General features: G+C 65.3%; 18 protein-coding genes. 12 read left to right on the top strand and 6 right to left on the bottom strand.

Features of this window, described 5'->3' with window-relative positions; all coding sequences use genetic code 11:
* Window positions 1-272, bottom strand: a 272-nt coding sequence (locus tag Q4543_RS17100; RefSeq protein ID WP_303440264.1) for a transposase, incomplete at its 3' end; no start/stop codon positions are given.
* A gap of 330 nt (window positions 273-602) precedes the next feature.
* On the opposite strand from Q4543_RS17100, the gene Q4543_RS17095 reads away from it, so the two are divergent.
* On the top strand, window positions 603-1,565 hold the full coding sequence (locus tag Q4543_RS17095; protein WP_303440261.1) for a class 1 fructose-bisphosphatase: 963 nt from the start codon (window positions 603-605) through the stop codon (window positions 1,563-1,565).
* 10 nt (window positions 1,566-1,575) lie between these two features.
* Here the strand turns inward: Q4543_RS17095 and rhaD are convergent, their stop codons facing one another.
* Genes rhaD through Q4543_RS17080 form a run of 3 tightly spaced genes read right to left on the bottom strand, consistent with a single transcriptional unit; the run spans window position 1,576 to window position 5,781 of the window.
* Complete coding sequence (gene rhaD / locus Q4543_RS17090; RefSeq protein WP_303440258.1) at window positions 1,576-2,415, bottom strand: rhamnulose-1-phosphate aldolase; 840 nt, start codon at window positions 2,413-2,415, stop codon at window positions 1,576-1,578.
* Window positions 2,416-2,420: 5 nt separating this feature from the next.
* Window positions 2,421-3,662, bottom strand: a complete 1,242-nt coding sequence (locus Q4543_RS17085; protein WP_303440255.1) for an L-rhamnose isomerase — start codon at window positions 3,660-3,662, stop codon at window positions 2,421-2,423.
* A 16-nt stretch (window positions 3,663-3,678) separates the two neighbouring features.
* Window positions 3,679-5,781, bottom strand: coding sequence for a bifunctional rhamnulose-1-phosphate aldolase/short-chain dehydrogenase (locus tag Q4543_RS17080; protein WP_303440251.1), 2,103 nt, complete (start codon window positions 5,779-5,781; stop codon window positions 3,679-3,681).
* A 190-nt stretch (window positions 5,782-5,971) separates the two neighbouring features.
* Between Q4543_RS17080 and Q4543_RS17075 the strand changes: the two genes are divergently transcribed.
* The 10 genes from Q4543_RS17075 to repC all read left to right on the top strand — a co-directional run bounded on the left by Q4543_RS17075 (window position 5,972) and on the right by repC (window position 16,733).
* The gene (locus Q4543_RS17075; protein ID WP_303440248.1) at window positions 5,972-6,778 is read left to right on the top strand and encodes a DeoR/GlpR family DNA-binding transcription regulator; all 807 of its coding nucleotides are present in this window, start codon (window positions 5,972-5,974) and stop codon (window positions 6,776-6,778) included.
* A 35-nt stretch (window positions 6,779-6,813) separates the two neighbouring features.
* Window positions 6,814-7,809 (top strand): rhamnose ABC transporter substrate-binding protein, encoded by a 996-nt coding sequence (rhaS, locus tag Q4543_RS17070; RefSeq protein ID WP_303440245.1) that lies wholly within the window; start codon window positions 6,814-6,816, stop codon window positions 7,807-7,809.
* Window positions 7,810-7,869: 60 nt separating this feature from the next.
* Window positions 7,870-9,435 carry a sugar ABC transporter ATP-binding protein gene (locus tag Q4543_RS17065; RefSeq protein ID WP_303440269.1) on the top strand — a complete coding sequence of 522 codons (1,566 nt, stop codon included), beginning with the start codon at window positions 7,870-7,872 and terminating at the stop codon, window positions 9,433-9,435.
* Window positions 9,432-10,409, top strand: coding sequence for an ABC transporter permease (locus tag Q4543_RS17060; RefSeq protein ID WP_303440243.1), 978 nt, complete (start codon window positions 9,432-9,434; stop codon window positions 10,407-10,409). The genes Q4543_RS17065 and Q4543_RS17060 overlap by 4 nt, the downstream gene beginning before the upstream one ends.
* Entirely contained in the window at window positions 10,406-11,392 is a 987-nt protein-coding gene (locus Q4543_RS17055; RefSeq protein WP_303440241.1) for an ABC transporter permease, read from the top strand. Before Q4543_RS17060 ends, Q4543_RS17055 begins: the two co-directional genes overlap by 4 nt.
* Window positions 11,393-11,396: 4 nt before the next feature.
* Window positions 11,397-11,711, top strand: coding sequence for an L-rhamnose mutarotase (gene rhaM / locus Q4543_RS17050; RefSeq protein WP_303440239.1), 315 nt, complete (start codon window positions 11,397-11,399; stop codon window positions 11,709-11,711).
* On the top strand, window positions 11,708-13,072 hold the full coding sequence (locus Q4543_RS17045; protein ID WP_303440237.1) for an FGGY-family carbohydrate kinase: 1,365 nt from the start codon (window positions 11,708-11,710) through the stop codon (window positions 13,070-13,072). Before rhaM ends, Q4543_RS17045 begins: the two co-directional genes overlap by 4 nt.
* A gap of 230 nt (window positions 13,073-13,302) precedes the next feature.
* Complete coding sequence (repA, locus tag Q4543_RS17040; RefSeq protein ID WP_216002457.1) at window positions 13,303-14,481, top strand: plasmid partitioning protein RepA; 1,179 nt, start codon at window positions 13,303-13,305, stop codon at window positions 14,479-14,481.
* Complete coding sequence (locus tag Q4543_RS17035) at window positions 14,481-15,383, top strand: ParB/RepB/Spo0J family partition protein (RefSeq protein WP_303440234.1); 903 nt, start codon at window positions 14,481-14,483, stop codon at window positions 15,381-15,383. The genes repA and Q4543_RS17035 overlap by 1 nt, the downstream gene beginning before the upstream one ends.
* Before the next feature lie 213 nt (window positions 15,384-15,596).
* A complete protein-coding gene (repC, locus tag Q4543_RS17030; protein WP_303440232.1) occupies window positions 15,597-16,733 on the top strand; it encodes a plasmid replication protein RepC in 1,137 nt (378 codons plus the stop codon).
* Between the two features lie 59 nt (window positions 16,734-16,792).
* Here the strand turns inward: repC and Q4543_RS17025 are convergent, their stop codons facing one another.
* Window positions 16,793-17,974: a PQQ-dependent sugar dehydrogenase gene (locus Q4543_RS17025; protein ID WP_303440229.1), complete on the bottom strand. Its 1,182-nt coding sequence runs from the start codon at window positions 17,972-17,974 to the stop codon at window positions 16,793-16,795.
* Window positions 17,975-18,127: 153 nt separating this feature from the next.
* Between Q4543_RS17025 and Q4543_RS17020 the strand changes: the two genes are divergently transcribed.
* The gene (locus Q4543_RS17020) at window positions 18,128-19,204 is read left to right on the top strand and encodes an N-acetylglucosamine-6-phosphate deacetylase (protein WP_303440226.1); all 1,077 of its coding nucleotides are present in this window, start codon (window positions 18,128-18,130) and stop codon (window positions 19,202-19,204) included.
* A gap of 301 nt (window positions 19,205-19,505) precedes the next feature.
* Here the strand turns inward: Q4543_RS17020 and Q4543_RS17015 are convergent, their stop codons facing one another.
* Entirely contained in the window at window positions 19,506-20,399 is an 894-nt protein-coding gene (locus Q4543_RS17015; RefSeq protein ID WP_303440223.1) for a YihY/virulence factor BrkB family protein, read from the bottom strand.

Genomic DNA, 20,399 nt, shown 5'->3' with positions numbered 1-20,399 from the left:
GAGGCTTCCGATAAAAAATCCCGTTCCACGACCAGCTGGCCGATCTTGGCGTGCAGCTTCTCGACATCCTTCTCGGAAATCGCCGGCTCGGCCGATGCGGCACCGCCAAACGCCGATGCCATGTTCTCGATCGCCGTTCTCTTCCAACCGCTGATCATTGTGGGGTGGACGCCGTACTTCTTGGCCAGCTCCGCCGTTGTCAGCTCCTCGCGGATGGCCTCCAACGCCACCTTCGCCTTGAACTCGGCCGAATAGCGTTTCCGCTTCGTCATCTGGGTCGTTCCTTCGTCAGTCGCTACAGCTTAGCAACTGGTCCGAAATCTCGCGACCACCTCTCCGACCCCGAAGCGTAAGGTCAAATACCAAAATTCTCGAAAGAGGAAGCTTTTGCAGGTCTTAGTGGCCGCCGCCAAGCCACGCTCGCCCCATGCCGAAGGCTGAGAGAGGTCCGCGCAGGCGGTGGCGCATCGCCAGCCCTGCATGGCGGAACGGGCGCAGCCCGAGCGTCTTTTTGGTAAGCGCGATCCGCCGCGAGATGCCGGGGCTTTTGCATTCGGGCGCGCCCGGTGCTAGCAGCCCCGCAACGCCAAACGGAGCCCGCCATGCTGCACCTGCCCAACGATTGCCCCAGCACCGCCGCGACCCTTGCCGAGGCGCTGCCCGCGTCCGGGCCCGCCCGTATCGTCGCCGCCATCGCGCAGGCGCTGCCGGCGCTGGCCGCCCGGCTGGCGGCGGGCAAGCTGCCCGGCGATCCGGCGGCCATTGCCGGCACCAACGAAAGCGGCGATGCGCAAAAGGCGCTGGACCTTGGCGCGCATGATCACCTGCTGGCAGCGCTGAGCACGGCATCGGTGCGCCACATGCTGTCCGAAGAGGCCGAGGCGGTCGAACGGCTCGACCCCGAGGGCGGCTGGGATGTGGCAATCGACCCGATCGACGGCTCTGGCTCCATCGGCATCGGCGCACCGCTGGGCCTGTTGTTTGCGATCTACCCGGCGGGCCGGGGCGATTTCCTGCGCCCCGGCTCCGAGGCGGTCGCGGCGGGCTATGCCTCGTTCGGGCATTCGCTGGATGTCGGGTTCACGCTGGGCGATGGTGTGCAGATCGCGACATGGGATGGCGCGGCGTTTCGCATCGCCGCCAGCGACGTGCGGCTGAAGCCTGCCGCATCGACCATCGCCTATAATGCGTCAAACGAACGGCATTGGCCCAAGGGCTTGCAGGACTGGGCCCGCGATCTGCGCCTTGGCGCCGAGGGGCCAAGGGGCCGCGATTTCAACATGCGCTGGCTGGCGGCGGCGGTGGGTGAGCTGCACCGCATCTTGCTGAAAGGCGGCGTGTTCCTGTATCCCGCCGACCGCCGCAAGGGCTATGAGCAGGGCCGGCTGCGCCTTGCCTACGAGGCGGTGCCCATCGCCCTGCTGATCGAGGCCGCCGGGGGCCGCGCCACCGATGGCACCCGCCGCATTCTCGATCTGGTGCCGCAAACCGCGCATGAGAATGTGGCGCTGGTGTTCGGCGCGTCCGAAGAGGTTGAGACAATCGCGCGCTATCTCGCGCGCTAGACGCAAGGCGCTATTCTAGAAACTCCGGCTTCGCCACCATCAGCGCGCCGAATTTCTCGGTCAGCTGGCGCAGTATCTTGGTATCGATGACCTGCCGCGCCCCGCCCGCCGAGAGCACCCGGCGATGGATCGCAGATGCCTTTTCGACCGTTTCGACAAGGGCAAAGATCTTGTCGGGGTTTTCCTCCGAGGCAAAGATGCCGTGATGGCTCCACGAGATCACCCGGCTGCGCTCCAGCTCTGCCGCCGAGGCTTCGGCGATCTCGACCGTTCCGGGCAGCAACAGCGGCACCACCCGCACCCCGTCGGGAAAAATCACGATGCATTCGGGCATCATTTTCCACAGGGCGCAGGTGAGCGCGCGCGATTCCAGCGGCATTACGAAGCTGAGCGCGATGAACTCCGGCGGGTGGCAATGCAGGATCATCCGTTCGCGCCCGCCGCTGACCCGCTTGCGGATGGCATGGGCGGCAAGATGGGTGGCGAATTCCGACGTCGGCTGCGCCCCCGACGAAAACCCCCACAGCTTGCGCCACGCGGTGCCGCCCTGCACGATCTGCACGATGCCGAACACCTGATTGGGCTTTTCCAGCGCATGGCGAAAGAACTGCCCCGAGCCGGTGACGAGAAAGATCTCGCCCTCCAGATCCGGCGCGTCGATGGGCATTGCCACCGGGTCGGCCGCGGCCAGATCGGGGTAGTGACGGGCAAGAATGGCGCTGATCTCGTCGCGCGGCAAGCGCCACGAGAAATTGCCGCCATTGGCCTCGTTCCAGCCCATGCTCCAGCACATATGCGCCAGTGGCGCCGCCTCTTTGACGAAGGAAATTGGATGGGTGAACGAATTCATCGTGGCTAGCCCCGACCCGCGACCGAGGATTGATACTGCGCCAGCGCCGAGACAAGCTTGGCGCCTTCGGGCACCTCGCAGCGGGCGCAGAATTCGGCCCAGACGGTCGCGTAGGGCAGATCTTTCAGCTCTTCGGTCAGGACAAGGCGCGTGGTGTAATCCAACTTATCTTCGGCGGCCTTCAGCCGGGCCTGCGGCAACAGCAGCGCCCGCAGCAGCGCCTTTTGCATGTTGCGCACACCGATCACCCAAGCCGCGGTGCGGCTGATGGTGGCATCGAAGAAATCCAGCCCGATCCGGGTGCGCCCGAGCAGTTCGCCAAAGACCAGCTCTTGCGCCATGGCAAGGATGCTGTCGTCGAGCAGGATGACATGATCGCTGTCCCAGCGCATCGGGCGCGAAACATGCAGCAGGATGTCATCGACCGACAGTGCCACGGCGCTAAGCTTGTCGGCGATGTTTTCGGTCGGGTGGAAATGCCCCATGTCGAGGCACAGCGCAATTTGCCGGCGGATCGCATAGCCAAGGTAAAACTCGTGGCTGCCCACGGTCATCGCCTCGACCCCGATGCCGAACAGCTTGCTTTCCACCGCATCCAGCATCCGCGTCTTGTCGAGCGGGTCGCCGCAGATCGCATCCAGCGAGGCTTCGAGCCGCCGGCGCGCCTCGATGCGGCCAACCGGGTTGTCCTTGGAGCCGTCCGGCACCCAGATGTTGTTCACCGCCGCCGTGCCAAGCGCATCGCCCATCCGCGCCGCGATCTCGCGTGAGCGCTTGCCGTGTTCGATCCAGAAATCGCGGATGCCCGCGTCGGGGTGCGACAGGGTCAGGTTGTCGTCGGCCTTTTCATGGGCAAAGAAGGTGGGGTTGAAATCCAGCCCCATGCCCTGCGCTTTCGCCCAATCGACCCATGGTTCGAAATGGCGATATTCGATGGCGTCGCGATCCGGGGCCTCGGACGTATCCATGTAGCAGGCGTGCAGGTTCAGCCGGTGCTTGCCGGGGATCTGCGCGCAGGAAAACTCCAGATCGGCGCGCAGCTCGTCCGGGGTGCGCGCCCGGCCCGGATGGTTGCCAGTGGCCTGAATGCCGCCGCCGGAACTGCCGCGCCGGGTTTCGAACCCTACCACGTCATCGCCCTGCCAGCAGTGGATGGAAATGGCGATGCCCTGCAGCGCGCTCAGCGCGTTTTCGGTGTCGACGCCCCAATCGGCGAAGGCCTGTTTTGCGTTGTCATATGCTGTCATGGTCTTGCCCTTCCCCTTAGCGGGTGAATGCTTCTTTGTTGCCCGCATCCACGTTGAGGATGTTGCCGGTGGATTTCGCCGACAGATCCGAGGCGAGGAAATAGGCGGCCTCGGCGATATCCTCGGGCAGCACCGAGCGCTTGAGCATGGACCGGTTGCGATACATCTCTTCGAGCCCGTCCTTGTCGGTGCCATAGGTCGCGGCGCGCTGGCTCAGCCAGTCGCCCTCCCAGATCTTCGAGCCGCGCAGCACCGCGTCGGGGTTGACCACATTGACGCGGATGCCCGCCTCGGCGCCTTCGAGCGCGAGGCAGCGGGCAAGGTGAATTTCCGACGCCTTGGCGGTGCAATAGGCCGAGGCATTGGGCGATGCCGCCAGCCCGTTTTTCGAGGCGACGAACACCACCGCACCGCCGATGGCCTGACGGCGCATCAGGCGGAACGCCGCGCGGCTGACAAGGAAATAGCCGGTCGACAGGATGTCCATGTTCTGCTGCCAGAGCGCCAGCGAGGTGTCCTCGATCGGCGCCGACGAGGCGATCCCGGCGTTCGACACCAGAATATCGAGGCCCCCGTATTCGACGCAAGCCTCGGCAAAAGACCGGTCCACCGCCCCCTCGTCGGTGACATTCATCAGCAGCGTGCGCACCATGTCGCGCCCGTATGTCTGGACCAGCGCCTCCGAGGCCCGCGCCAGCCCGTCTTCGGAAATATCGGCCAGCACCACGCAGGCGCCTTCGCGCAGATAACGCTCGGCGGTGGCGGCGCCGATACCCCCTGCCCCGCCGGTGACCAGCGCCACCCGCCCGGCCAGCGATTTGGGCTTTGGCATGCGCTGCAGCTTGGCCTCTTCGAGCAGCCAGTATTCGATGTCGAAGGCTTCCTGTTCGGGCAGGCCGCAATAGCTGCTGACCATCGAGGCGCCGCGCATGACGTTGATCGCGTTGACGTAGAATTCCGCCGAAATCCGCGCCGTCGCCTTGTCCTTGGCAAAGGTGATCATGCCAACGCCGGGCACCAGATGGACCACCGCGTTGGGGTCGCGCAGCGCCGGGCTGTCGGGGTGTTTGCAGCGCTCGTAATAGGCGGCGTAATCATCGCGATAGGCTTTGATCTGGGCGGGCAAGCCTTCCAGCACCGCGTCTGTATTGCCCTGTGCGGGGTCGAAATCCACCACCAGCGGGCGGATCTTGGTGCGCAGGAAATGATCCGGGCAAGAGGTGCCGAGCGCCGCCAGAGCCGCCATGTCGTGCGCGTTGACAAATTCCAGCACCGCGTCGCTGTCATCGAAATGGCCGACCATGTGCTGTTTGCCCGACACATGCCTGCGGATCGCCGGCATCAGCTGCGCCGCAATGGCGCGGCGGTCGGGTTCGGGCAGCGCGCGATGGAGCGGGCCGCCAAACGCATCGCCGTCGCGAGTCTTTTGCGCAAACCATGCGATGGCGGTGTTGATGATCTCCAGCGTCAGCAGATAGCAGTCTTTGGCATCATCCGCCCAGGTGAACAGCCCGTGCGATTCCAGCACCACCCCCTTGGCGTCGGGGTTTTCGAGGCAGTATTTTTCCAGCCACAGGCCCAGCTCGTAACCCGGCTTTTTCCACGGCAGCCAGCCGATGGTGCCGCCAAAAATCTCTTCGGTCAGCGCCCGGCTGTCGGACGAAGCGGCAATGGCGATGATCGCGTCAGGGTGCATGTGATCGACATGCGCCTTGGGAACATAGGCATGCAGCGGCGTGTCGATGGAGGCCGCGCGCGGGTTCAGGTTGAAGGTGCAATGCGGCAGGTAGCCGACCATCTCGTCCTCATGGGCAAGCCCGCGGTACTTGCCCTTGAGCGCCCGCAGCTTGTCCATGTACAGCGTCGCGAACCCGTCAAGCGCCATCGAGCCGACATCGCCGCCCGAGCCCTTGACCCAGAGCACCTGCGCCGTCTCGCCGGTCAGCGGATCGGGCATGTCGACCTTGGCCGAGGTGTTGCCGCCGCCGTAATTGGTGATGCGCTTGTCAGAGCCCAGCAGGTTCGAGCGGTACAGCAGCTTTTCCGGCTCGCTCATGGTCTTGGCGCGGGCATCGTCCCACAGGCTTTCAAGCCGCGGTGCGGGGATGGTCTGAAGCATGATTTTCTCCCAGATGGGCGCATGGCCCGTGTCTTCTCCTGCCTAAAAGCTGCGCTGCGCTCCGCGCATTGTCAATCACAAACAATCATTTTCAATCATCATTCGCGAATTTAATGCGAACACATGCGCGTTTGTGATTGACTATGCGCGAACCGCTCTGCAATGTAAGCGCCGGAAGAGGGAGGAACGTATGCACGAGTCAGAACGCCACAGGCTGATCCTGTCCGCCGTTCAGGACCGCCCCGTCGTGACGGTGCCGGATTTCGTGGCGCTGACCGGCGTGTCCGAGGCAACCATCCGCCGCGACATCGCCACCCTTCACATGCAAAAGAAACTGCGCCGGGTGCGCGGCGGGGCCGAGGCCCTCGCGCCGCCGCAGTTCGTCGGCCTTGCGGGCCGCACCTTTGCGGTCAACGAAACCCTGCGCACGCGGCAGAAACAGGCCATCGCGCGGGCGGCGGTCGATCTGGTGTCCGACGGCGAGCCGATCATCATCAACGGCGGCACCACGACGTTTCAGATGGTGCACCCGCTGGCCAGCCGCCGCTTGCAGGTCTTCACCAATTCATTCCCCATCGCCGAACATCTGCTCAAGCATTCCAAGAACACGGTGATGCTGCCGGGCGGGGTGATCTACCGCGAACAGCAGATCGTGCTCAGCCCGTTTGAAAACGACGTCACCCATAATTTCTATGCGCGGCGCATGTTCATGGGGGCGCAGGGCCTTGGCCCGCTGGGTCTGATGGAGGCCGACCCGCTGCTGATCCAGGCCGAACACAAGCTGATCGGGCAGGCGGACGAGCTGGTTGTGCTGGTCGACAGCACGAAATTCGAGGCGCGCTCGTCGCTGGTGCTGTGCCCGCTCGAACGCATTCACACCGTGATCACCGATGACGGCATCAGCCCGCGCGCGCGAGAGATGCTGGACACGGCCGGGGTGGAACTGATCGTCGCATCGCTGGACGCGGCGCAGGAGGAGGACGGCACCGCAGGGTGACGGAACACACAACGCTTGCTCAGGGAGGAAAAGAGATGAGCGCGATAAAGACACTGATGACAGGGGTGGCGATGGCCGCGACCATGTTGGGCGCGAGCGCCGCACAGGCCGAGGACATGCGCATCGCGCTGGTGGTCAAGGCGCTGGGGATCGGCTTTTTCGAGGCCGCCGCCAAGGGCGCCGAGGAAGCCGCCGCCGAGCTGGGCGACACGGAAATCATCTACACCGGCCCCACCGACACCACCGCCGAAGGCCAGATCGAGGTGATCAATTCGCTGATCGCCCAGCGGGTCGATGCTATTGCCGTGTCAGCCAATGATTACGACGCACTGGTGCCCGCGCTGAAAAAGGCGATGCAGCGCGGCATCACGGTGATCTCCTGGGATAGCGGCGTGGCCCCCGAGGGACGGATGATGCATCTCAACCCCTCGTCCAACGAGCTGATCGGCAACATGATCCTCAAGCTGGCCGCCGACAACATGCCCGATGGCGGCGAGGTGGCGCTTTTGTCGGCTTCGGCCACCGCGACGAACCAGAACATCTGGATCGACGAGATGAAGAAGGTGCTGCCCGACTATGCCGGGATCGAGCTGGTTGCCACGGTCTACGGCGATGATCTTGCCGATAAATCCTACCGCGAGGCACAGGGGCTGATGGCGTCCTACCCGGATCTGGATGCAATCATCGCGCCGACCTCGGTGGGCATCGTGGCAGCCGCGCAGGCGGTGGCGGATGCGGGCAAGATCGGGCAGGTGAATGTCACCGGCCTTGGGTTGCCGTCGGAAATGGCGGGCGCGGTGGAGTCCGGCGCGTCGAAAAGCTTTGCGATCTGGAATCCGATCGATCTTGGCTATTCCGCAACGATGATCGCCTATGCGCTGGCCAGCAGCGAGGCCACCGCCGAGCCGGGCGGCGAAATCCCCATGGGCCGCATGGGCGCCGTGACGCTGGATGACGACACCGTCGGCGCGATGGCCGATCCCTTCGTCTACGACGCCAGCAACGTCGAAGAGTTCAAGTCGATCTTCTGATCCTTGTCCATCGCCCCGGCGGCTGCGCCGGGGCCCTTCACAGGTGACTTCAAGATGCTGATGCAGACCGACACGCGGGCCGATACGCGCCCCGATCCTGCCGTCATGGCCCGCCCGACCCCGGTGCTGGCGCTGGACGGCATCACCAAGACCTTTCCCGGCGTGCGCGCCCTGTCGAACGTCACGCTGAAGCTGTATGCGGGCGAGGTGACGGCGCTGGTGGGCGAAAACGGCGCGGGCAAATCGACCGTGGTCAAGACGCTGACCGGCATCTATCAGCCAAGCGCGGGGCGCATCCTGCTCGACGGCAAGGAAATCCGCTTTGCCAGCGCCCAGGCGGCGGCCGATGCCGGAATCACCGCGATCCATCAGGAAACCGTGCTGTTCGATGAGCTCTCCGTCGCCGAGAACATCTTTCTGGGCCACGCCCCCCGTGGCCGGTTCGGCCTGATCGACTGGGCGCAGACCCATGCCCGCGCCCGCGAGATCCTGCAGGGCATCGGCTCCGACCTTGCCCCCACGGCGCGGCTGCGCGATCTGGGCATTGCATCGAAACACATGGTGGCGATTGCCCGCGCCCTGTCGATCGACGCCCGCGTGGTGATCATGGATGAACCTACCGCGGCGCTGTCGCACAAGGAAATCCACGAGTTGTACGATCTGGTCGACACCCTGAAGGCGCAGGGCAAGGCGATCCTGTTCATCAGCCACAAGTTCGACGAGATCTTCCGCATCGCCGACAATTACACCGTCTTCCGCGATGGCCAGTTCATCGGCGAGGGGCGCATCGAAGACACCGACAATGACGCGCTGGTGCAGATGATGGTGGGCCGCGAGGTGGCGCATGTCTTTCCAAAGCGCAGCCCGAGCCACGGCGACGACGTGCTGTCGGTGACCGATTACAGCCACCCGACCGAATTCGAGGACATCTCGTTCAGCCTGAAGCAAGGCGAGATCCTCGGCTTTTACGGCCTTGTCGGCGCTGGCCGCTCTGAGGTGATGCAATCGTTGTTCGGCATCACCCGGCCCTCTGGCGGGGCGATCCGCATCGACGGCGCCGCGCAGCAGATCCGCTCTCCCGCCGAGGCCATCGCCGCGGGCATTGTCTATGTTCCCGAAGATCGCGGCCATCAGGGCGCAATCACCGCGCTGCCGATTTTTCAGAACGTCACGCTGCCCTCGCTGGGGCGCACGTCACGGCGCGGTTTCCTGCGGCTGGCCGAGGAATTCGCGCTGGCCCGGCAATATTGCGAACGGCTGGAACTGCGGGCGGCCTCGCTTGATACCGAGCTGGGCACGCTGTCGGGGGGCAACCAGCAAAAGGTGGTCATCGCGAAATGGCTGGCGACGCAGCCCCGCATCATCATCCTCGACGAGCCGACAAAGGGCATCGACATCGGCTCCAAGGCGGCGGTGCATGACTTCATGGCGGAACTGGCGGCGCAGGGGCTGGCGGTGATCATGGTCAGCTCAGAAATCCCCGAGGTGTTGGGCATGTCAGACCGCATCATCGTCATGCGCGAAGGGCGTATGGCCGCCGAGCTGAGCGGCGACGAGATGACCCCCGAAACCCTTGTCCGCCACGCCGCCGGCATCACCCAAGCCCACACGGAGACCCGCACATGAGCATTCTCAAGGCGCGCGAGACCATTCTTGCGGGTGCCATTCTGGCGCTGCTGCTGCTGATCGCCACGCGCTTTCCGGCCTTTGTCAGCCCCGGCAATCTTGCGGCGGTGTTCAACGACACCTCGCCGCTGATCCTGCTGGCGCTGGGGCAGATGGTGGTGATCCTGACCAAATGCATCGATTTATCGGTTGCGGCAAATCTGGCGCTGACCGGCATGTGCACGGCGATGCTGAACATCGCCTTTCCGGGGCTGCCGGTGGCGGCCCTGCTGCTGATCGCGGTGGCGCTTGGCACGGTGATGGGCATGATCAACGGGCTGCTGGTGTGGAAACTGGATATCCCGTCGATCGTGGTGACGCTGGGCACCATGACCATCTTTCGCGGCATCATCTTCCTGATTTCAGAAGGAAAATGGGTGAACAGCCACGAGATGTCAGACGCGTTCAAGGCCTTTCCCCGCGCCGAGCTGCTGGGCCTGCCGATGCTGAGCTGGATCGCCATCGTTACCGTTGCGGCGTTCTTCTTGCTGATGACGCGCACCGCGCTTGGCCGGGCGGTCTATGCGGTGGGCGGCAATCCCAATGCCGCCGTCTACACCGGCATCGACGTGGGGCGCACGCGCTTTGCCGCCTATACCATCTCGGGCGCGCTGGCGGGGCTGACCGGCTATCTGTGGGTGTCGCGCTATGCGGTCGCCTATGTCGACATCGCGGGCGGCTTCGAGCTTGATACCGTAGCGGCGGCGGTGATCGGCGGCGTCAGCATCGCCGGCGGCATCGGCTCGGTCGCGGGCGCGGTGCTCGGCGCGCTGTTCCTTGGCGTCATCAAGAACGCGCTGCCGGTGGTGGGCATCTCGCCCTTCTGGCAGCTGGCGATATCCGGCGCGGCGATCATCCTTGCCGTGGCGTTCAACGCCAAGGCAGGCAAGACAAAAGGCAGGATCATCCTGCGCAAGGCGGAGACAGCAGCATGAGCCTCTCTCACCCCATTCCCGACCGGCTGCAATCGCCGCTGGCGCGCCGTCTGAAAAGCTGGGAAAGCCTGCTGCTGCTGGTCGCCGTGGCGATCTTTGTCGCCAATTGCTTTGCCTCGCCGTATTTCCTCGACGCGTGGAACCTTAGCGATGCGACGTTCAACTTCACCGAAAAGGCAATGATCGCCTTTGCCATGGCGCTGCTTGTGATCGCGGGGGATATCGACCTGTCGGTGGCCTCGATCATTGCGCTGTGTTCCACTGCGATGGGGGCGGCGGTGCAGGCCGGGGTCGGCACGCCGGGTCTGGTGGCCATTGGGCTGGGCACCGGGCTGGCGGCGGGGGCCTTCAACGGGGCGCTGGTGACGCGGCTGGCCTTGCCGTCGATCGTGGTGACCATTGGCACCATGAGCCTGTATCGCGGCATCGCCTATATCGTGCTGGGCGATCAGGCCTACCGGGGCTATCCCGACAGCTTTGCATTTTTCGGCCAAGGCTATGTGTTCTGGGTGGTCTCGTTCGAATTCGTGCTGTTTGCGCTGCTGGCGGTGGCCTTTGGCGTGCTGCTGCACAAGACCAATTTTGGCCGCTCGGTGTTTGCCATTGGCAACAACGCCACCGGCGCGCTGTTTTCCGGCACCCGGGTGCAGCGGGTGCGCTTTATCCTGTTCCTGCTCACCGGGCTAATGTCGGGCATCGCGGCGATCTGCCTAACCTCGCGTCTGGGGTCCACCCGGCCCAGCATCGCGATGGGGTGGGAGCTGGAGATCGTCACCATGGTGGTGCTCGGCGGGGTCAGCATCCTTGGCGGGGCGGGGTCGATCCCCGGTGTGGTGATCGCCGCATTTGTGATGGGGCTGGTGACCTTTGGGCTGGGGCTTTTGAACGTGCCGGGGATCGTGATGTCGATCGTCATCGGCGCGCTGCTGATCGGGGTGATTGCCCTGCCCCGGCTCTGGTCGATGCTGCGATGGGGGGCATAGGCCGATGCAAAAGATCGCCTTTCGCATGACGCTGCACCCCGGCCAGCTGGCGGAATACAAGCGCCGCCATGACGCCATCTGGCCCGAGCTGGTCGACGCGCTGCGCGCGGCCGGGGTCGAGGATTATTCCATCCACCACGACCCTGACACCAATGCGCTTTTCGCCGTGCTCTGGCGGCGCGAAGATCATGGCATGGACGCACTGCCGCAACATCCGGCGGTGCGGCGCTGGTGGGCGATGATGGCCGACATCATGGCCACCAATGCCGATGACAGCCCCGTCGAGGTGCCGCTGCAAACCGTGTTCCACCTGCCATGACTGCGCCGCGCCATATCGCCGTGATCGACGTCGGCAAGACCAACGCCAAGCTGGCGCTGGTCGATCTGGACCGGCTCGAGGAAATCGCCGTGGTGACCCGCCCCAATACGGTGATCCCCGGCCCGCCCTGGCCAAGCTTCGATCTTGACGGGCATTGGGCGTTCTTCCTGCATCACCTTGCCGCCTTTCACGCCGAACATGACGTGGATGCGATTTCCGTCACCACCCATGGCGCGGCGGCGGTGCTGCTGGATGCGCAGGGCGCTCTGGCCGCGCCGATGCTGGATTACGAACATGACGGGCCAGAGCAGAGTGCCGCCGGTTATGACGCGCTTCGCCCGTCCTTTGCCGAAACCGGCAGCCCGCGCCTGCCACTGGGGCTGAACCTTGGCGCGCAGCTGCACTGGCAACTGGCGCAAGACCCCACGCTGGCGCAGCGCGTCGCGCAGATCGTGACCTATCCGCAATATTGGGGGTTCCGGCTGACCGGGGCGCTCGCCAGCGACATGTCCTCGCTTGGCTGCCATACCGATCTGTGGCTGCCGCGCGAGGCGCGCGCCTCGGCGCTGCTCGGCAGGCTCGGTCTTGGCGGCAGGCTGGCCCCGCCGCGCAAGGCCTCGGATGTTCTGGGAACCATCACGCCGCAGATCGCCGCGCAGACCGGGCTGGCTCCGCACACCCCCGTCGCCTGCGGCATCCACGACAGCAATGCATCCTTGCTGCCGCATCTGCTCGGGCGGTCGGGGCCGTTTTCGGTGGTCTCGACCGGCACATGGGTCATTGCCATGGCGGTGGGCGGCGCGCAGACCACGCTTGACCCGGCCCGCGACACGCTGATGAACGTCAACGCCTTTGGCGCGCCGGTGCCCTCGGCGCGGTTCATGGGCGGGCGCGAACACGCGCTGATCAGCGAGGGACGCCGCGCGCCCCCCTGCCCCGCCGAGGTGCTCGCCAGCCGCATACACCTGTTGCCCGCCGTGGTGCCGGGATGCGGGCCATTCCCCGACCGTCAGCACCGCTGGACGGTACCGCCCACAAACGACGGCGCGCGGCTCTGCGCGCTGGCATGGTACATGGCCCTGATGAGCGACGCCTGCCTTTCGCTGATCGGCGCAGAGGGACCGGTGATTGTCGAAGGGCCGGCGGCGCGCAATGCTGCGCTGCTCGACATGCTGGCCGCGCTGCGCCCCGGCGGGGTCGAGATTGCCAGCTCTGCCACCGGCACCTCGATCGGGGCGGCGCTGCTGTTTGCGCCAGACATGCGGGCCGGCACCCAGGCCCATCCGCTGCCCGCCAACGCCGAGGCGCTGCGCGCCCATGCCCGCGACTGGCAAAACGCGCTGGCGCTGGCAGAGACCTGATCTGAACCGCCAATCCGGGCTGGCCCACCCGCCCGGATCGCCGTACAACTCTGTGGATAAAATCGGGACAAACCGCTCGCCCCGCACCGCGCGCCACAAAAACCGCTTGCACGAATCCGGTGTAGCGCGCAATAGTCTCGAAAAATACCGATGTATTCGACAAAAAACGCGCCCACGAAAATGCCAGTGACCTTGAACAGGGGCATATGGCCGGGCGAGGCGGGCAGGCGATGAACGACAGTGATCTGGACCTCGATACGGCAATCGGCCAATATGCCGAGCTGCTCGCTGCCAATCTGCAAGCGCAGCGCGAGGCGCATTTCCCGCCTGACGCGCGCAAACAGATGCGCAGCCTGACCAGTGGCGAAGCCGCCGAATTGCTGCATGTCGATCACACCTACCTGCGCAAGCTGCACCGCGAAGGCAAGATCCCCGAGGTCGAGATGACCGCCGGGAACCACCGCCGCTACACGCTCGACGATCTGTGGCAGATCCGCGAAGCGCTTGAATCAAAGGCGAAAAAGCCCGGAACCTATCTGCCCGGGCGGCGCGGGGATGACCCGCTTCAGGTGATCTCGGTGGTCAATTTCAAAGGCGGGTCCGGCAAGACCACCACCTCCGCACATCTGGCGCAGCGCCTCGCGCTGACCGGCTACCGGGTGCTGGCGGTGGATCTTGACCCGCAGGCCTCGCTGTCGGCGCTGCATGGCATCCAGCCGGAAGTCGACCTCGCCGATGGTGGCACGCTGTATGACGCGGTGCGCTACGATGCGCCGATGCCGATCCGCGATGTCATCCGCAAGACCTACATGCGCGGGCTTGACCTGATTCCTGGCAATCTTGAGCTGATGGAATTCGAACATGAGACCCCGGCGGCGATTGCGCGCGGCGGGGCACGGGCGTTCTTTGCCCGGGTGCGCGATGCGCTCGATGAGGTCGAGGCCGATTACGACGTGGTGGTCATCGACTGTCCGCCTCAGCTGGGCTTTTTGACCATGAGCGCGCTCAGCGCCTCGACCGGGGTGCTGGTAACGGTGCATCCGCAGATGCTCGACCTGATGTCGATGTCGCAATTCCTGCGCATGACCTCGGACCTTTTGTCGGTGATCCGCGACGCCGGGGCCGATCTGCGGTTTGACTGGCTGCGCTTCCTGCCGACCCGCTACAAAGTGGGCGATGCTCCGCAGACCGAGGTGATCGCCTTTATCCGCGGGCTATTCGGGCGCGCGGTGCTGGTCAACCAGATGGTCGAATCCACTGCCATTTCCGATGCGGGCCTCACCAAGCAGACGCTTTACGAGGCCGAACGCAAGGATTTCACCCGCGCCACCTTTGACCGCGCGATCGATTCGATGAATGCCGTGAACGACGAGATCGCGGCGCTGTTGCAAAAGACATGGGGGCGCTGATGGCTCGCAAACCCAAACTCGGCCTGCCGCTTCAGACCTTGCGCAATGCACCCGACGCGCAGGAAGGCCGTCTTGCGCGCGAGGCCGAGCAAAGCGCCCGCCTGCGCGAGGGCATCACCGAGATCCCGGTCAGCCAGATCGACACCGACGGGCGACTCGAGGATCGGTTGTCGCTGGACCTCGCCGAGCTGCAAGCCTCGATCGCGGCAGGCGGTCAGCGTGTGCCGATCCTGGTGCGGCCCGGCGATGGCGGGCGTTACCAGCTGATCTATGGCCGCCGCCGCCTTGCCGCCTGCGAGGCGCTGGGGCTGCCGGTGCGGGCCATCGTCGCCGATCTCGATGACGATCAGGCGCTCAAGGACCAGCTGCTGGAGAATCAGGCTCGCCGCGATCTCAGCTTCATCGAACGCGCGCTGGTGGCAGCGCAGCTGCTCGACAGCGATCAACTTGGCCCCGATCTGCGCAGCGGTCGCGGCGTCGCCGAGGTGCTGGGCCTGACCGAGGCGGCAGTGTCGCAGCTGCTCGGCGTGGTGCGCGCGGTTGGCCCCGAGTTGATTGCCGCCATCGGCGCGGCCCCCGGCATCGGCCGCCCGCGCTGGGAGGAGCTGAAGAAACGGCTCGACGCCCCCTCGCCGCCCGCTCTGGTAGCGGTGGCGCTGCAAGCGCGCGATCATGGCTCGGACGCGGCGTTTCTGGCGGTGCTGACCGCAGTGAAGGCCGCGCCGGCCGCGAACGCAGGCCTTGCGCTGGACGGCATCGGCACGCTGCGCACCGCGCTCGGCCGCTCGCTGCGGCTGGAGTTGCGGGCAGAGGACAAGGATTTCGCACGCTGGCTGGAGGCACAGGCCCCCACGCTGCTGCAAGAGCTTCACGCGCGCTGGAAACAGGCGCCGGAAGACTGACCATCGAGCAACACTGAAAAAGGAGGCACGAGCAGAGGCAAGACAATAAAAAAGGCCCCGAGAAGCAAGCTTCACGAGACCTTGATGGGTTTCGTACGAGACATGGCCCGCTGAAACTCAGTTTTCGCACCTCTGAAGATAGCGGCCCCGTCTTGATCCCGCAAGCGCAAAGCGATTCGCGGGCCGCACTATCTTTGCCTTCGTGACATCGACATGGACTACACCCCGATTTCGCCGTTTCAACGGCCGCTCACCTGCGCGCATCTGACCGATGCCGCCGGGCCTGAATCGTTGCCCGAACCGATGCCTGAACTCGACAAATGGGCGCTGTTTCGCGAATTGACGGTGGCCCGCGACGCCTTTGGCGTGAGCAGCCGCGAGTTGACGGTGTTGCAGGCGCTGCTCAGCTTTCATCCCTCGGCGACGCTGGGGCGCGGCCCGATGGTAGTGTTCCCGTCGAACCGTGCGATCTGCGAGCGGCTGAACGGCATGGCCTGTTCGACCATGCGTCGCCACCTTTCCCGGCTGGTCGAGGCCGGGCTGCTGATCCGCCGCGACAGCCCGAACGGCAAACGCTACGTGCGCCGGGGCGCGGCGGTGCCGACCGCCTTTGGCTTCGATCTCTCCCCCCTGCCCCGGATGTCGGCGCGGATTCTCAGCGCCGCAAATGCCGCCCGCGAGGCCGAGCGTGCGCTGCGCGCGCAGCGCGAAACCGTCAGCCTGATGCGCCGCGATCTGGCCGCGCTGCTGGCGCTGGCCGAAGCGCATGGTGTGCCCGACGCGCCGCTGGCGGATCTGTGCCTGCTGACTGCAAGGGCGCTTCGACGCAAGCTGACGACCGAAAAGCTGGATGAGATTCAGGCGGAGCTGACCGCCGCGATCGACGGGATTCAGCGCAAGCTCGGCCCTGTGATTGCAGCGGATTCCGGCAGCTCTGACGCCCAGAATGAGCAGCACCAACAGAGGACAGAAATAGATCATTCTGTTCCTGTTCAGCAGATCGCCGAAAATCCCGCGCAGGATTGCACATTGCTTTGCCTGACAGAGAACTGCCCAAGCCTCGAAACCTTCAACCCTGAACCGATCCAAAGCTGGCCCGATCTGCACGCCGCAGCGGATCGGCTGTGCGCGTCCATGGGCATCGACAGGCCAGCCTGGGAAGAGGCGCGCCAACGCATGGGCGCCACCCATGCCTCTGTTGCGGTGGTGTCGATGCTGGAGCGCTTCTCTGAAATTCGCTCGCCGGGCGCATATCTGAGAGCCCTTGCAAAACGTGCAATGGAAGGCAGGTTCGATGGCGCGGGCATGATCGCTGCCCTTGCGAAACGCCGGGCCTGTCTGCTGCCTTAACAGCTGTTAAGGCCCAATGAGCCAACCGTACGCAGCTTAACAGCTGTTAATATTCGCGCCTATTGCGGTACGAGACGGATCAGAGATCCGTTGCGCGCATCGGTCAGCATCATCACCGCGCCATCACTGGCAACGTCAACATCGCGCACCCGGCCCTGCCCCTGAAGATAGCGCGCCTCTCCGCTCACGGTGCGGCCATCCAGTTCAAGACGCACCAGCGCCTGCCCGGCCAGCGCACCGATCAACAGGCTGCCCTGCCAATTGGGGAACAGCGCGCCGTCATAGAACACCATCCCCGAGGGTGCGATCACCGGGTCCCAGTAATACAGCGGCTGCTCCAGCCCCGGCTTCGAGGTCAGGCCCGCGCCAATCGGGTCGCCGCTGTAATCTTCGCCATAGGTGATCACCGGCCAGCCATAATTCTTGCCGGCCTCCGGGCGGTTCAACTCATCGCCGCCGCGCGGCCCGTGTTCAACTGTCCAAAGCGCACCATCAGGGCCCAGCGTTGCGGCCTGAAGGTTACGATGGCCCAGTGACCAGATCTCGGGCTGTGCTCCCGGTATTGAGGGGATGCCAGAGGCCGCGCCGCCCGCGGGCGAGATCCGCAGCACTTTGCCAAGATGCGTGGTCACGTCCTGTGCCAAGGCGCGCGGCTCTGGCAGGCTGCGGTCCCCGGTGGTGACGAACAGCGCACCTTGCCAGTCGAAGACAAGCCGCGAGCCGAAATGCGCCGTCGAGTCCCACGCCGGTTGCTGGCGAAAGATCACACGCACATTCTGCATCTGCGCCTCGTCGTCAGACAGCACCCCGGTGGCGACAGATGTGCCGTTGCGCCCACCGCCGCGCGGTTCGGCATAGCTCCACCAGACGCGGCGGGTCTGGGCAAAATCCGGCGCCACGGCGACGTCGAGCAAACCGCCCTGACGGCGATCATCAACCTCGGGCAAGCCGCGCACCGTGCTGACCTTGCCCTCCGGCGTGATCAGGCGCAAACGGCCAATGCGCTCGGTGACCAGCCAACGCCCGTCGGGCAGCTGGTCCATCCCCCAGGGATTGCGCAGCCCGCTGGCGATGACGGTGCTGCGCAGCGCGGTGTCATCGTCGATCACCGGCGCGCGGGTCTGTCCGGCAAAGGCCGGGCGCTGATCCGGCGCGTTGGGCGGCGCGGCGTTGAAATCCTGCGCCAGCGCGGGCAGCGGCAAGGCAAGGGCACAAAGGGCGGCAAGCAATCTGGTCGTCATGGCAACGCTCCGGTGTTCGGGGTCAAATGGCGAGTCGTCCTCTTGATCTGGGGATGCGGGCGCGCCGGTGAAACCCCATGCTCGCGGATATCATGCCCTTGACCTGCGCCGCATCGGCGGTCATCGCTCGGCTCAGTACGAAGGAGACAGGATATGCGGCAGGTGATCGCCCCGACAGGGCTGTGGCGCGACGGTCGGTTGCACGGCGGGCAAGAGCTGGTGATCGAGGGCGACCGGCTTGTCGCCATCCGCCCCCGCAGCGATGCGCCCGCCCGCGAGGTGGCGCTGATCACCCCGCTGCTGAGCGATCTTCAGGTGAACGGCGGCGGCGGCGTGATGGTGAACGACACACCGACGCCACATGGGCTGCGCGCCATCGCGGCGGCACATCGCAAGCTGGGCACCGGCGATATCCTTCCCACCGTGATCACCGACGCGCCCGAAGTTGCCGAGGCCGCCGCCGATGCGGTTCTGGCCTGCCATGGCGACACTGGCATTCTGGGGTTGCACATCGAAGGGCCGCATCTTGCCCCGGCGCGGCGCGGCACCCATGCGGCGCGGTTTCTGCGCCCGCTTGATCGCCGCAGCGTGGCGCTGGTCGAGCGGTTACGGGGGCAGGGGGTCGCGGTGATGATCACCCTCGCGCCCGAACTGGCCGACCCGGCGCTGCTGGCGGCGCTGGTCGCGTGCGGCGCGGTGGTGTCGGCGGGTCACAGCGCCGCCAGCTATGACGAGGCACAGGCGGCGTTTGCCCGCGGCGTTTCCTGCGTCACGCATCTGTTCAACGCGATGGATCCGATGACCTCGCGCGCGCCGGGACTGCTGGGGGCGGCGATCGAGTCAGAGGTCGCCTGCGGGCTGATTTGCGACGGCATCCATGTCTCGTGGCCGATGCTGCGCATCGCGCTGCGGGCACGGCCGCGTGCGGGGCTGTGCTTTGCCGTCAGCGATGCCATGGCAACGGTGGGCGGGCCGGATCATTTCATGCTGTACGGGGCGCAGATACAGGTGCAGGACGGGCGGCTGATCAATGCCGAAGGCGCATTGGCGGGCGCTCATGTCAGCCTGCGCGACTGCCTCGTGAACCTGATGCAGCATGTCGGGTTGCCACCCGCCGAGGCCATCCCCATGGTCACCGACGTTCCGCGCCGGCTGATGGGGCTGGCCCCGCGCAACATTGCGGTGGGCATGCCAGCGCGCGATCTGCTCATCCTCGAGCGCGGGGCGTAGAAACAGGGGCGCAACCGCTTGTCCCAAGAGAGCTTGGCGTTCTGATATATTCGAAAATTGGCATGTAAATACCGCCGATGGCGCGGTTTCAGACCGGGCTTTCTTTGCAAAGCGCGACCCTGCGGTCCGAGGCCAGCCTGATCAGATACTGGGCGATATCCTCCGGACCTTCACATCCACGTCGCCACCCTTTGCCGGGGCAGGGGGGGCAACAGCGCTGCCCCTGTCTTTCGGTGCCGGGCCTTGTCGCAGGACCGGTTCGACCGTGATGATGATCGGCCGGCGTTTCGAAACCTGAACGTCAGTCCGCCTGTTGCGTCGGCGCGCGGGTCTGGTCTTCGAGTGCCGCATTGATCCGTGCGCCCAGCAGCACGATGAACGCCGAGATCCACAGCCAGAACAGCAGCAGCACTACCCCGGCGAGCGAGCCAAAGGTCTCCTGATAGCTGCCGAAATTTTCAGCATAGAGCGAAAAGCCGAACGAGGCGACGATCCACAGCAGGCAGGCGATCAATGCGCCGGGTGTCACCCAGCGCCAGCGCGCCGGGCGGCGGTCCGGGCCGAAATGATAGATCAGCGCGATCCCGGTCACGGTAAAGCCAAGCAGCAGGATCCAGCGCAGGATCGACACGGTGATCTCGACCGTCGCGCCAAGTTGCAGCAACGACAGCACCCCCGGCAGAACCAGCACCACCGACAGCGACATCAGGAAGGCCACGATCAGCAACAGTGTCATCACCATGGTGACGGCCTTTAGCTTGATGAAATTGCGCGACTCGCGCACGCCGTAGCAGACGTTCAGCCCAGCGATCAGGTTCGACACCCCCGCCGACGCCGAATAGAGCGCAATGATCACACCCAGCGCGGCGGCAAGGCCCAGCCCGCCCTGATCGCTGCCGGCAACGCTCTTCGCCTGTTCGATGACGATGTCTGCGGCACTTGGCGGCATCATCGCCGAGATCTGCTGGATTTGAGCGGTCACGTCACCGGGGGTCAGGAACAGCCCGGCGATGGCCATCAGGGCGGTGATCGCGGGAAACAGCGCCAGCAGGCCGAAAAAGGCGATCCCGGCGGCGATGAGGCTCAGCCGGTCGCGGGAGATGCCGGTCCAGACATCCTTGGCGGCGCTGATCCAGTGGCGGCGCTGCAACTCGGCGGGGCGGGCGGCCCAAGTGGTGTCGGGATCTGAGGTCAT

It is taken from the genome of Salipiger sp. 1_MG-2023, assembly GCF_030547555.1.
GTDB lineage: Bacteria > Pseudomonadota > Alphaproteobacteria > Rhodobacterales > Rhodobacteraceae > Salipiger.
Note: the sequence above shows the minus strand (reverse complement) of the source record. Positions and strands in the feature narration are given on the sequence as shown.

What these genes read in the sequence shown, in the direction of transcription:
- Q4543_RS17095 (WP_303440261.1), top strand. Translation starts at nt 603, where the DNA reads ATGCTGCACCTGCCCAACGATTGCCCCAGCACCGCCGCGACCCTTGCC.
- rhaD (WP_303440258.1), bottom strand. Translation starts at nt 2,415, where the DNA reads ATGAATTCGTTCACCCATCCAATTTCCTTCGTCAAAGAGGCGGCGCCA.
- Q4543_RS17085 (WP_303440255.1), bottom strand. Translation starts at nt 3,662, where the DNA reads ATGACAGCATATGACAACGCAAAACAGGCCTTCGCCGATTGGGGCGTC.
- Q4543_RS17080 (WP_303440251.1), bottom strand. Translation starts at nt 5,781, where the DNA reads ATGCTTCAGACCATCCCCGCACCGCGGCTTGAAAGCCTGTGGGACGAT.
- Q4543_RS17075 (WP_303440248.1), top strand. Translation starts at nt 5,972, where the DNA reads ATGCACGAGTCAGAACGCCACAGGCTGATCCTGTCCGCCGTTCAGGAC.
- rhaS (WP_303440245.1), top strand. Translation starts at nt 6,814, where the DNA reads ATGAGCGCGATAAAGACACTGATGACAGGGGTGGCGATGGCCGCGACC.
- Q4543_RS17065 (WP_303440269.1), top strand. Translation starts at nt 7,870, where the DNA reads ATGCAGACCGACACGCGGGCCGATACGCGCCCCGATCCTGCCGTCATG.
- Q4543_RS17060 (WP_303440243.1), top strand. Translation starts at nt 9,432, where the DNA reads ATGAGCATTCTCAAGGCGCGCGAGACCATTCTTGCGGGTGCCATTCTG.
- Q4543_RS17055 (WP_303440241.1), top strand. Translation starts at nt 10,406, where the DNA reads ATGAGCCTCTCTCACCCCATTCCCGACCGGCTGCAATCGCCGCTGGCG.
- rhaM (WP_303440239.1), top strand. Translation starts at nt 11,397, where the DNA reads ATGCAAAAGATCGCCTTTCGCATGACGCTGCACCCCGGCCAGCTGGCG.
- Q4543_RS17045 (WP_303440237.1), top strand. Translation starts at nt 11,708, where the DNA reads ATGACTGCGCCGCGCCATATCGCCGTGATCGACGTCGGCAAGACCAAC.
- repA (WP_216002457.1), top strand. Translation starts at nt 13,303, where the DNA reads ATGAACGACAGTGATCTGGACCTCGATACGGCAATCGGCCAATATGCC.
- Q4543_RS17035 (WP_303440234.1), top strand. Translation starts at nt 14,481, where the DNA reads ATGGCTCGCAAACCCAAACTCGGCCTGCCGCTTCAGACCTTGCGCAAT.
- repC (WP_303440232.1), top strand. Translation starts at nt 15,597, where the DNA reads ATGGACTACACCCCGATTTCGCCGTTTCAACGGCCGCTCACCTGCGCG.
- Q4543_RS17025 (WP_303440229.1), bottom strand. Translation starts at nt 17,974, where the DNA reads ATGACGACCAGATTGCTTGCCGCCCTTTGTGCCCTTGCCTTGCCGCTG.
- Q4543_RS17020 (WP_303440226.1), top strand. Translation starts at nt 18,128, where the DNA reads ATGCGGCAGGTGATCGCCCCGACAGGGCTGTGGCGCGACGGTCGGTTG.
- Q4543_RS17015 (WP_303440223.1), bottom strand. Translation starts at nt 20,399, where the DNA reads ATGACCTCAGATCCCGACACCACTTGGGCCGCCCGCCCCGCCGAGTTG.